This is a genomic window from Virgibacillus sp. 6R, from assembly GCF_001895305.1.
GTDB lineage: Bacteria > Bacillota > Bacilli > Bacillales > Amphibacillaceae > Virgibacillus > Virgibacillus pantothenticus.
Map to the genome: position 1 here is coordinate 319,179 of NZ_CP017762.1, position 11,459 is coordinate 330,637.

At 39.0% G+C, this 11,459-nt stretch carries 10 protein-coding genes, 1 pseudogene and 1 other annotated feature; all 11 genes and pseudogenes read right to left on the bottom strand.

Annotated elements, in window-relative coordinates:
- Positions 1–23 precede the first annotated feature (23 nt).
- Positions 24–767 carry an NAD(+) synthase gene (gene nadE, locus BKP57_RS01560; RefSeq protein WP_050353559.1) on the bottom strand — a complete coding sequence of 248 codons (744 nt, stop codon included), beginning with the start codon at positions 765–767 and terminating at the stop codon, positions 24–26.
- A gap of 434 nt (positions 768–1,201) precedes the next feature.
- Positions 1,202–2,590, bottom strand: coding sequence for a group II intron reverse transcriptase/maturase (ltrA, locus tag BKP57_RS01565; protein WP_072740903.1), 1,389 nt, complete (start codon positions 2,588–2,590; stop codon positions 1,202–1,204).
- A 1,290-nt stretch (positions 2,591–3,880) separates the two neighbouring features.
- A pseudogene (safA, locus tag BKP57_RS22630) lies at positions 3,881–4,025 on the bottom strand (SafA/ExsA family spore coat assembly protein); the annotation flags it as partial.
- Between the two features lie 291 nt (positions 4,026–4,316).
- Positions 4,317–5,174 (bottom strand): prephenate dehydratase, encoded by an 858-nt coding sequence (gene pheA / locus BKP57_RS01575; protein ID WP_072740905.1) that lies wholly within the window; start codon positions 5,172–5,174, stop codon positions 4,317–4,319.
- Between the two features lie 772 nt (positions 5,175–5,946).
- Positions 5,947–7,236, bottom strand: a complete 1,290-nt coding sequence (obgE, locus tag BKP57_RS01580) for a GTPase ObgE (protein WP_050353191.1) — start codon at positions 7,234–7,236, stop codon at positions 5,947–5,949.
- A gap of 14 nt (positions 7,237–7,250) precedes the next feature.
- Positions 7,251–7,781, bottom strand: a complete 531-nt coding sequence (locus BKP57_RS01585; protein WP_050353192.1) for a Spo0B domain-containing protein — start codon at positions 7,779–7,781, stop codon at positions 7,251–7,253.
- A gap of 294 nt (positions 7,782–8,075) precedes the next feature.
- A complete protein-coding gene (gene rpmA, locus BKP57_RS01590) occupies positions 8,076–8,366 on the bottom strand; it encodes a 50S ribosomal protein L27 (RefSeq protein ID WP_050353193.1) in 291 nt (96 codons plus the stop codon).
- A gap of 13 nt (positions 8,367–8,379) precedes the next feature.
- Positions 8,380–8,709 (bottom strand): ribosomal-processing cysteine protease Prp, encoded by a 330-nt coding sequence (locus BKP57_RS01595; RefSeq protein ID WP_050353194.1) that lies wholly within the window; start codon positions 8,707–8,709, stop codon positions 8,380–8,382.
- A gap of 11 nt (positions 8,710–8,720) precedes the next feature.
- Entirely contained in the window at positions 8,721–9,029 is a 309-nt protein-coding gene (gene rplU / locus BKP57_RS01600; RefSeq protein ID WP_050353195.1) for a 50S ribosomal protein L21, read from the bottom strand.
- A 14-nt stretch (positions 9,030–9,043) separates the two neighbouring features.
- Positions 9,044–9,117: a sequence feature (ribosomal protein L21 leader region), on the bottom strand.
- A gap of 285 nt (positions 9,118–9,402) precedes the next feature.
- Positions 9,403–10,260 carry a M50 family metallopeptidase gene (locus BKP57_RS01605; protein WP_050353196.1) on the bottom strand — a complete coding sequence of 286 codons (858 nt, stop codon included), beginning with the start codon at positions 10,258–10,260 and terminating at the stop codon, positions 9,403–9,405.
- A complete protein-coding gene (locus BKP57_RS01610) occupies positions 10,250–11,023 on the bottom strand; it encodes a M23 family metallopeptidase (RefSeq protein ID WP_050353197.1) in 774 nt (257 codons plus the stop codon). Before BKP57_RS01610 ends, BKP57_RS01605 begins: the two co-directional genes overlap by 11 nt.
- Between the last annotated feature and the right edge of the window lie 436 nt (positions 11,024–11,459).

Sequence of the window (11,459 nt, forward strand, 5' to 3'; positions counted from 1 at the left end):
CACAGTTAATATAAGGGAAGCCACTATTTTTTCCGCGAGAAGGAAGGCAAAGTTTCGCGTTTGTGTGCTGTGCGTCGATGCATCATTTCAATTTTCTCACGCTCAGCTTTCGGAACGTCCTCTCCCTTAAGATAAGCATCTATCGTTGCATAACGAATACCCATTTCCTTCTCGTCACTTTGTCCTTCCCACAGATCTGCACTAGGCTGCTTATTTAAAACAGAAGAAGGAATGTTTAAATAAGCGGCTAATTCCTTCACTTCTCCTTTTGTAAATTCAACAATAGGAAGAATATCTACACCGCCATCTCCATACTTAGTGAAATATCCTGTATACCACTCCGCAGCATTATCTGTACCAACAACGAGGTAATTATGATTTGTAGCAATCGTGTATAAGGTACTCATTCGTAGTCTTGCACTTAAATTAGCTTTGGCCATTTGCTCATTCTTCTCTTGATACATATGATTTGTTTCTAATTTGGATTGAATCACGTTATACATATTATCTCTCGTCTCAGTCAGGTCAATCGTTATATGATCAATGCCACAGGCTTGAACAACTGCTTCTGCATCCTTCAAGGAACCTTCACTTGTATGAATAGGCATGATTACCCCTAAAGAATTTTCTGGACAGGCTTTTTTGATTAATGCAGCTACAACGGCTGAATCAATGCCTCCACTTATACCTACTACTAATCCTTCAACCCCTGTTTTCTCGACTTGCATTTGTAACCAACTGACAATGCTCTCTACTTCTTTTTGCAACAAACTGATCACTCCTTTTATTCCTTGGTAGCTATTGGGTCTCTGCTAATCTGTTTCCTTTTTTAAATTTGTTAAAACAGCATTTCGGATGGTTATAAGCACGTTCTGTTTTTCACATACATACTTACTTTGTTAATTATCATACCATTAATATCACCTGTTTGAAAATTATCCTTACCCTTGCCGAACAAAAATTATTATTGAAGAAGCTTGTTGAATGGAATCGGTTTGGCTCTTATGAATGTTTTCAAAAAACCCCAAAAAATGTAACAAATTTGGAAAATGCTTTTACTCCACAGGAAGTATCAGTGGCAATATTAGCATAAAAGTACCTTTATCTAACCGCCAGTTTTTTACGAATCGAGTAGAGGGAAAAGCTAAATAACTTTTCGCCCCTCTCACACCACCGTACGTACGGTTCCGTATACGGCGGTTCAATAGTTTGAGTGTACGAACTGGTATTGAAGAGCGATATCTTTATATCCTCTCGACGCCAGTTCTTTATCTGTCAATGAACGATGGAGTACATAGCTACTTGATATAGTCCAGTAACCTTTTCTTGTATTCGACCATTCATAAGCTTTACGTTTATCGATGCCTAAATGAATTAGATTCTTTCTTTTCGTACGTGGATTTTTCCACTGTTTCCAAATATATTGTCTAATTCGTCGCTTCAACCATCCATTTAGATTCTTCATGAATCCTTTCATTTCCCCTATGCCATAGTAATTTATCCACCCTGTCATAAGTTGCTGGATTTCTTTTAGAATCACTTCAAGATTCCGCCCACGATTGCGTTTGGTGATTCGCTTGAGTTTCTCTTGAACGGTCACTTTCGCTTTGTTATGAGGACGAATTTTAACCCCATTCTTCGTGGCTAATAGACAGAAGCCAAGAAACTTCCGTTTCAAAGGGCTTCCAACCGCACTCTTTTCTCGGTTAACGGTTAGACTCAAATCTCTCTCAAGAAAGGTAGTAATGTTATCCATTACTCGATATCCTGCTCTTCTACTTTTCACATAGATATTACAATCATCTGCGTAACGAACGAATCGATGACCACGCTTTTCCAATAGTTGGTCTAGTTCATTTAAATAGATATTACTGAGTAACGGAGATAGGTTTCCGCCTTGCGGCGTTCCTTGTTCTGATTTTTCGAAGATACCGTTAATCATAATTCCACTTAATAAGTATCGTCTTATCAAGTGAAGCACTCGCTTATCAGATATCTGTTTTTCCACGAAGTACATGAGTTTGTCATGATTTACCGTATCGAAGTAGGATTTCATATCCAAGTCCACTACATATTTGTACCCTTGTTCGTAGTACGATTTCGCCCGTATGATGGCATGATGCGCACTACGTTTTGGACGAAACCCAAAACTATTATCGGAGAACGTTGGTTCAAATATCGGTTGTAACACTTGGTTGATAGCTTGTTGAAGCATTCGATCGATGACTGTAGGAATCCCCAGTTTCCTCTTTCCACCATCTGGTTTCGGAATTTCAACCCGCAGAACGGGTTGCGGTTTATACTTTCCTTGACGTAACTGGGTTAATAGTTCCTCCTTGTGTTCCTTCAAGTATGGAAGTAGCTGGTCGTACGTCATACCGTCGATCCCTGCTGCTCCCTTATTTCTGACTACTTGAAGGTAAGCTTGATTTAAGTTGTTCCTTGATAGGATTCTTTCAAACAGATTGGATACACCATTTTGATTGTTCTGTTCACCATGAAAAGTACTATGCGCTTCGACATACCCTTCATGTTCCACACTATCTCTCTGCCGATAGCCAGATTCTCCTGTTTTCTGCAGTTGTCGCACCTTCCACACCTCCTAGAGCTTTCAAAATTTCTATTGTTCGGTCCTTCATGTTTCGTCAGTTAACATTACTATGACCTCTGCTGACTTCTTGTGATTCACCAAAACGTCCCCGCTTTGGTTGTGCTGATTCGTTATCATTCAACTCCCACTGCACCCTCACAAGACCTCCCCCGGTAAGAGCGAAAACTTTCCTCCCATGTAACTGTTAGATTTACTGTATAGGTTTCGGGCAGTATTGGACTTTATCTTGTTGCGCAGATTTATCCGACCTAATTCAGCCTTCTATCTAATTTCTGTTCGTCAGTTCAGGAGTTTGCGTCCAGCTTCCTTCAGCCACTACCTCACGATAGCCACCTTGCCTTCCGCTAACAGTTCCTACTGCCAAGCCTGTAGTGGACTTTCACCACCAAGTTTTCGCCCATGCAGGGCGCACACAAAAAAGAGACGATGGAAATTTCGTCCCTTTTAACAATTATTCACCTTGCTCATCATTATTTTCTTGCTGCATCCTAGGAGCTGTTGAATAGCCAGGTGGCATCGGAAATGGCATTTGGTTCACTTTATGCTGAAATGGCGGGTACAATGGGGCAGCTGATGTATGCTGTTCCGTTCTTTCTTCTGCCTCCTCGTCACGATTCATGCCTTGCATGCTCCATGGTGGCATCTGTCCATTCCAAGCAGCATTATTCGGATCATTCATCATGTTTCCTTGCATTTGTGGCATGTTTTCGTATCCCATATATGGCATCGTACCATCATTCCCCATCATATTGGCATAATGTCCATGATGGTATGGCATGGGCTGCATTGCCATACCATGACAAGCCCAAGGATTCGGCCCCATCGTTTGAAATGGAATTTGCGGGTAGCATGGATCCATCACGTAACAACATAGCGGCACCATAGGTACTTGTGGCTGAGGCATGGGCATTGGCTGAGGCATGGGCTGCTTTTTAGGTTTAACTTGCTTCGGCTCCTCTTTTGGCTTTTCTTTTTTTACAGGTTTTGGTTCCTCTTTTGGCTGTGCCGGCATTTGTGGAAAGTTGATGGTTGTATAATTTTGAAATTCCTGTTCCATAATCGGCATTTGCATCATTGGTTGAGCAGGCATTGGTGGCATAGATGGCATAGATGGCATAGGCGGCATTTCTGGTTTCACCATTTTAGGCTTTTCTTTATCATCTTCCTTGATAGCTGGCATTGGTTTTGTCGTCATGTCCTTATACGGCTGTTCTTTTGGTTTCTGCGTTTCTTTCTTATGCGCTTGCTGCTTTACAGATTTAGAATTACCCGGGATTTTTATTTTCATCCCAGGCATAATCATATCTGGACTTGAAATTTGATTATTAAGTTGCTTTAATTCTTCAAAATCTACGCCATACTGCTGCGCTATTTCCCACATCGTATCGCCTTTTTGTACAATGTGTATCTTCAAATTCATCAAACTCCTCTCTTGTCATATCTGGGCTAATACTCTATATCAACATATGCAAGGAAAGTTTAAATGTTGATTAATTTTAAGAACGGAAAAAGCAACTAAAGAATGGCATAGACAATTTTGAAGCTTCATAATGGAAAGTTTTAATCAGTGGAGCTTACTTTATTCCGCACTGATTGTACACAGTTGCTTGAAGTTGATTGCTTCAAGCTCCTCTTCCGGTTCCTTCCTAAGATAGAAGGATAGGTCTTCCGTTACAGGCTGATATTACAGAACGAATTTTGCAGCTCACAGTTTATCTAATTGATACACTGGATACGTCCCTAAAACTGTAACTTGACAACCTAAAGCTTCTAATTCTCCTTTCACACCTGGAAAAAGCACATCATCATAAGGTTGATTGACATCAATGATAAAGAAATAATTCCCTAATCCCGTTTTCATCGGGCGTGATTCAATTTTAGATAAATTCATTTTTCTCCAGGCAAAAGCAGATAATACTTGATGTAAAGCGCCAGCAAAATCACTCGGAAGCGTAATTAATAGCGTTGTTTTTTCCGATTGAATAGGATGTTTAATCTTGACCATTTCTTTTTGCTTACTTAGCACAATGAACCTCGTGTGATTATTCGGAAAATCATGAATGTTATTCTGCAATGTATTCAAATGATAGATGTTAGCTGCTAATTGATTGCCGATCGCCGCCACTGGTTCATCCCGTTTACTGATCAGTTCCGCAGCTTTACCAGTGGAGGACGTGAAGTGAATGGTTGCATTCGGTAAGTACTGATGAATATATTGATGACATTGCGCAATGGCATGACTATGAGAATGAATTTCCTTGATGTCGGATAATTCTCCCTTGAAGTTAGGATGTACTAACAAATGTTGTTGTATAGGCACAACAATTTCTGCCACAATTGGAAGGCGTACTTGATGTACTAAATAATCAACTGTCAATTGAACTGTTCCTTCAATGGCATTTTCCAAAGGAACGACACCGATATCAATTTCATCTTTGTTCACTGCATCAATACATGCTGGTATGGTTGAAAAACTATGTTTTGCTTCACCGTTAAACGTCTTGTCTACTGCTAATTTTGTAAAAGTTCCTTTTGGCCCTAAATAGCCAATTGTCGCTGTCACTACTATATCCCCCTTATTTTCTTTTGCCTAAATTGCTACTATCAAAGTTTGCTATAAAGCTTAGGTTAACACCACTTAAAAGGAGTTAATCCTCCATTCTAAAACAACAACTAAAACCTTAAATACCTTGACAAAGTCGCGGGACGCCCGTTTAGCAACGTAGCGAATGGAACGAACCAACTAAAGATAAAGTGAACCTTCAATCAGCGGGGGGAGGGGTTCTTCCATCCCCGCTGATTGTTAGTTGAATGAATCGGGGATTTAGGTGCTGTTACCTCCCACTTCGACTTATTTAACTTACCGCTTCCATTCTTGAAGTGGGAGTTACAGCACCTTATATCCGGGATAAAGGAATCATGCCACTAAAACAGAGGTATGCCGACGTCTAGGCGAAAAGCCCATTTTTAGTCGGCCTTCCTCTTTGCGACGAACTGATGAGGCCTTATCGGAGGGCGTATTTATAAAGTCGAATCTGCTGGGCGCTTGCGCCGGACGTGGCTATTCGGTTATTTCGTTACCCATAAGCACCTCATTTTTAAGTTTCCTATACAATAAAAAAGAAAAAACCTACATACGATAAGTCCCTGACTAAGTTATTCTTGTCCTTGAAAATTAGCAAGTCGCCTCCCGTATCCACATCTTGGCGACTCGATCGTAGCGAGAATAGAGGACCCCCTATCTCCCACTTCTTTGTATCGCCTACGACTCTTGAAGTGGGAGTTTACAGCACCTTACATTCGGAATTAAAAGCAACCTGTCCATTCATAAGCAGTTAGTCCATAAATTCAAACTCAAATTCCAATAAGCGAACGGTATCTCCATCCTCCGCGCCACGTTTTCTTAATGCATCATCTACGCCCATTTTTCTGAGCTGTCTAGCAAATCGCTGTACTGCTTGATCATGATTAAAATCAGTCATTTTAAATAATTTCTCTATTTTTTGACCTGATAAAACATAGGCTCCATCATCATCTCTTGTAATCACAAATGGATCTTCTTCTTTATGATAACGGTATATGACCTTTTCTTCTTTAGGAGCAACCCCATCTTCGTCCATAGTCTCTTTAGGAATCTCCTCTAATTTATCAGCAATTGCAAATAAAATATCTCGCACACCTTCTTTTGTAAGCGCCGATATTCTATAAACAGGGAATTTATTTTCCATCTTTTGCTTAAATCGCTCAAGATTTTCCTCAGAACCTGGCATATCCATTTTGTTAGCTGCAATTAACTGCGGGCGTTTTTTTAACTTAGGATCATACTGTACTAATTCTTGGTTGATTTTAACGAAGTCTTCATAAGGATCTCGACCTTCTGTTGCAGCCATGTCAATGACATGAACAAGCACTCTCGTTCTTTCTACATGACGTAAGAATTGGTATCCTAAGCCAACCCCTTCATGTGCACCTTCAATTAAACCTGGAAGGTCAGCCATAACAAAGCTTCTTTGATCATTTGTATCTACTACACCTAAATTTGGAGCCAGTGTTGTAAAATGGTAATCAGCAATTTTGGGTCTTGCCGCACTGACAACGGATAAAAAGGTAGATTTCCCCACACTTGGAAACCCGATTAAGCCAACATCGGCAATTAATTTCAGCTCTACCTTAATTTGTCGTTCCTGTCCAGGTTCTCCATTCTCGGCTATATCTGGTGCAGGGTTTCTAGGCGTTGCAAAGCGAGTGTTCCCTCTGCCGCCTCGTCCACCTTTTGCTATGACGGCTTCTTGATTATGAGTAGTCAAATCTGCAATTAATTCTCCAGTGTTTTCATCAGTGACGGTTGTTCCTGGTGGGACGGGAACAACTAATGGTGTTGCGTTTTTTCCATGTTGATTTTTACTCATTCCGTTTTCGCCGCGTTTTCCTTTAAAATGGCGATTATAGCGAAAATCCATTAATGTGTTAAGTCCTTCATCAACTTTAAAAATAACATCCGCTCCATTTCCACCATCGCCTCCAGCTGGGCCTCCTTTAGGGACATACTTTTCCCGACGATATGCGACAAGACCATTTCCTCCATCTCCAGCTTTCACATAGACACTTACTTGATCTACAAACATATCCTCACCTCTTTTCAATTACATGGTACAAAAAAGGAGCATACGACAGCGTCGCTTTCTCCACTTACAGTCAAAGGAAAATGAGCTTCCATTGTATGCAGCATCCGTTGCAACTGTTGCTGATTGTTTAATCCATTTACTGTAAACAGGATTTCCATCGAATGAAGCTCTTCTTGCTTTATTTCTAAATTAATCGTTATGAATTCGTCTGTTTTTTTGATTTCCCTTACAAATGTAACTATCTGCTTGCATTGTTTGGTTAACTCCTGATCTATACTTTCTATCTGCTTTCCTTCTGTATGTATATCATAATCTAATTTTATATCCACATACATATATGCATTCTCCATCACCCATAAACAGAATTCCGTCGCTTGTAATTGCATTAATTTTCGTTCTAGGTGATAATTCTGAATCACATCAGCTGTTTTTTCTTCTACTTTTTTTACGTTGCCCATAGAAGCATAACCGTAAATAATTTGTAAATGATTCATTAAATCATGCCGGTAGTACTGCATTAAACGAACCACATCTTTAGCTCTCATATAATATCCTCCCACATGTCCAACAGTATAGCAGAAAATGAGTAAAAGATCATTATTTCTTATTGACAAGATTTTCAACGGACAGACAAAATCTTTTGTGAGAAGATAATCTAAACAGTTGATGTGAACAGAGGCACAAAAAGCAGAGCAAAAGCACAACGTAGCTCTAGACAATACAGGTTTGCGGTTTAACTTTTGCTTACTTACTCCAAAAAAATGAATAATGGATGCATAGATCTATATAAGCTCTGGCATTAAAAAAACTCCAACCAAACATTTGGCTGGAGTTTCGTATTATGCTTCTTTAGCAACAGGATATACACTTACTTTTTTACGATTGCGGCCATAGCGTTCAAATTTCACAACACCGTCAATTTTAGAAAAAAGTGTATCATCTCCACCGCGACCAACATTTTCACCAGGATAAACCTTTGTTCCACGTTGACGATAAAGAATAGATCCACCTGTTACAAATTGGCCGTCAGCACGTTTGGATCCAAGTCGTTTAGCTTCAGAGTCACGACCGTTTTTTGTACTACCAGCACCTTTTTTCTGTGCGAAAAACTGTAAATCTAGACGTAGCATAAGATACACCTCCTTACTTATCTTGGATAGTAATAAATTGTTGATACTCCTGTTCTATGGAAGAAAGCGATATTAGCATCCCTTCAAATAATAACTGCACCCGCTCCATCTTTTTACTAGCAATAGAGCCTGGAATCGCTACATAAAGGTAACCGCCAGCACCGCCCTGCTCAATATCAAGGTCCACTTCACATAAAGTGAGAACTGCATTTATAGATCCAATGGATACCGCAGATACACCTGCGCATACTAAATCATAACCATATGGACCACTTTCAGCATGTCCCGAAAGCTCAAATGCTTTAATTCGATCATTTTCACGAAATACAGTTACTTTAATCATACGTTTACCTTTTAAGCATTGATTTTATCAATCACTAATTTAGTATAAGGTTGACGATGACCTTGCTTACGATGATAATTCTTTTTTGGTTTATATTTGAAAACAGTAATTTTCTTTTGACGACCGTGTTTAGCAACTTTTGCAGTTACAGATGCACCTTCAACATAAGGAGCACCAACTTTCACATCATCTCCACCAACGAAAAGAACTTTATCAAAAGTAACCGTTTCATCTTGGTCAGCAGCAACTTTTTCAACAAAGACTTCTTGGCCTTCTTCTACTTTGATTTGCTTACCACCAGTTTCAATAATAGCGTACATGCTTTTTGCACCTCCCATAAACTAAGACTCGCCATACAGGTACTCTATAACGAGTTTTAAAACCTGTTCTGCGCGGTTGTAGCACTGGTGCTACGATGAATAACGTATTAATGTTACCATTACAGTATGTACCTTGTCAATATGTTTATCAAAACTAAAGTCAAATAAACAACAACTGCTACTACTCTTTACCGTTTTGTATCTCTTGATAAACGTAAAGCGAGGTGATTCGAATACGAATTGTATCACGCCACTGAATTCAGAAAATCCCCTCTAGGATTTTTAAAAACTATTATGAAGTTTATATGCGTCATTCATTTTAACATGGTTTGATCTTAAATCATCAGGACTAGAAAATATTGTTACATTAAAGTTACCTTTTTCCTACTCCACCAATGGTGGCTTTATATTGTTTTTCATTAAAATAACAATGTAAACAAACTGATTCATCGATAATCTTCACTGTATTATTCGGATATAAAATATGAATATCGTGATCCCGCCCTCGATAAAATCGTGAAAATACGTCTAGAAGCGCGGTTTCGGATTTCACCTTAATAGAACTCCTCCGCTTATTCGGCTTATTTCTCTTCTCATATCGTTTAAGTAGAAATCTCATAAACGCATAATACCGTTTATGCCATTCATTTTTATTTTCAAACAATAAAAAGAGGAACAAAAAAAAGGTGCTTAATGTAAAAGGTATAATGATCAATTGTGCAAACAGAAGAAGTACACAAGTAATGAGTGAAAAATAAATAGTACGATAATACGCCAGCTTATATGGCCATTTTGTTGATAAAATTAGTTGAAGTAATTTCCCCCCGTCTAAGGGTAAGATCGGTAGTAAATTAAATAAAAATATGGCCGTATTATAGTACATGAATGTATCGATAATAGATGACGATAACAAGCCAGTATCGGCAACCACAAGCATAACACCATATAAAACAATATGCTGAAAGGGACCAGCGCAAATGACTAGAACTTCTTCCTTTACAGGTCTAGTTCCATGTTCTTCTGTATCCATGACCCCGCCAAAAACCCAGAGCATGATTCTCTTTATTTGCCACTTGAATTTTAGTGCCATGGTATAATGACCTAATTCATGAAAAAACACGATAAACAATAAAATGATCAATTGCACGAACGTACCTGTAAAAAAAGAAATAATAAGAAAAAGCAATAAAATAGGATGCACATGCACTTTGGGAAATAGATTATTCCACATCGTCAACTTTTATCACCTGTACCGGATCAATATATTGATTATCCTTTTCAATGGAAAAATAAACAGCTTGGTTTTTTTCCGTTGGGACAAACTGACCGATTGCCTGATTTGCTGCCACATGCTCATATAAATGAACATCTATATTACTTAATTCCCCGTATGTTGTTAAACTATCATCTGGATGTTGAATAACAATGGTTTTATTTGTTCGGCGGTCATTCCCTGCAAATATAACAATACCTTGTCCTAATGCTGTTACGTCGGACTTCCCATCAGTAGAGATTTTTATCCCTGTGCCATTCGTTTGAAAGGATTCGGAAACACTGCCATTAACGGGCATTGCCTGCGTATTATCGCTCATTTCCTGATGATTTGATTGACTGTCAGGTATTAAAGCAAGAGGACTGCCAAACGTATCTTGATACCAAAGATTTACCTTAGCAAATGGAAATTCCTCCACTAAAGCAGTACTTAGGATGGATTTAGCTGACTGTAATCGGGATGAATCGGTTTGCCAAATAATCGCAACACTCAGGAATAAGATCACGGAAAGAATTCCTTTCCATATAAGTCCACTAACTATTCTTCCATGTTGGCTATTGCTTGTTCCTGTAGCAGTATAGAGGGGTTCAAACCCATGCTTTTCTTCTTCTTGAACAAACGGATCGGCAATTTGCTTTGATATATTTGTCCGTGATGCAAAATGACGTGATTTTTTCCTTTGTTCAATGGATTGACGAACCTTCTTTACACCTTTACTCATATACCTCACATTCCTTCTGGTCTGGTTTGTACAAGTATATGAGGAATATTGCAATTATATGTTAGAAACAAAAGACAAGTAGTACAACTGTGTAAATGTAGAAAAGGTAAGTGGTTCTATTTGATGTAAAAGCAAAATTTCTGTCCAAATGACTAGTCACTGAATTACAGAAATATTTGATATGCTCGTTACATCTATCTATGTTTGAATCGATAACTTTTGACCATCGAATTTGATATTAAATCGAGGCAATAATGAAGGTTATTGATTTGATCCACAGAACAAAGGCGCGGGGCGCCCGTTTAGCAACGTAGCGAATGGAACGAATCAACTGAGATAAAGGTAATCACGGTGAGGCGACGAACCGATGATGACTTATCGTAGGGCGCATTTCTAAAGTCGCATCGTTGCTGGGTGATGGATCCGGACGTGGCTA

Coding starts and splice junctions, on each gene's coding strand:
- obgE (WP_050353191.1), bottom strand. CDS start 7,236: ATGTTTGTAGATCAAGTAAGTGTCTATGTGAAAGCTGGAGATGGAGGA.
- BKP57_RS01585 (WP_050353192.1), bottom strand. CDS start 7,781: ATGAGAGCTAAAGATGTGGTTCGTTTAATGCAGTACTACCGGCATGAT.
- rpmA (WP_050353193.1), bottom strand. CDS start 8,366: ATGCTACGTCTAGATTTACAGTTTTTCGCACAGAAAAAAGGTGCTGGT.
- BKP57_RS01595 (WP_050353194.1), bottom strand. CDS start 8,709: ATGATTAAAGTAACTGTATTTCGTGAAAATGATCGAATTAAAGCATTT.
- rplU (WP_050353195.1), bottom strand. CDS start 9,029: ATGTACGCTATTATTGAAACTGGTGGTAAGCAAATCAAAGTAGAAGAA.
- BKP57_RS01605 (WP_050353196.1), bottom strand. CDS start 10,260: ATGTGGAATAATCTATTTCCCAAAGTGCATGTGCATCCTATTTTATTG.
- BKP57_RS01610 (WP_050353197.1), bottom strand. CDS start 11,023: ATGAGTAAAGGTGTAAAGAAGGTTCGTCAATCCATTGAACAAAGGAAA.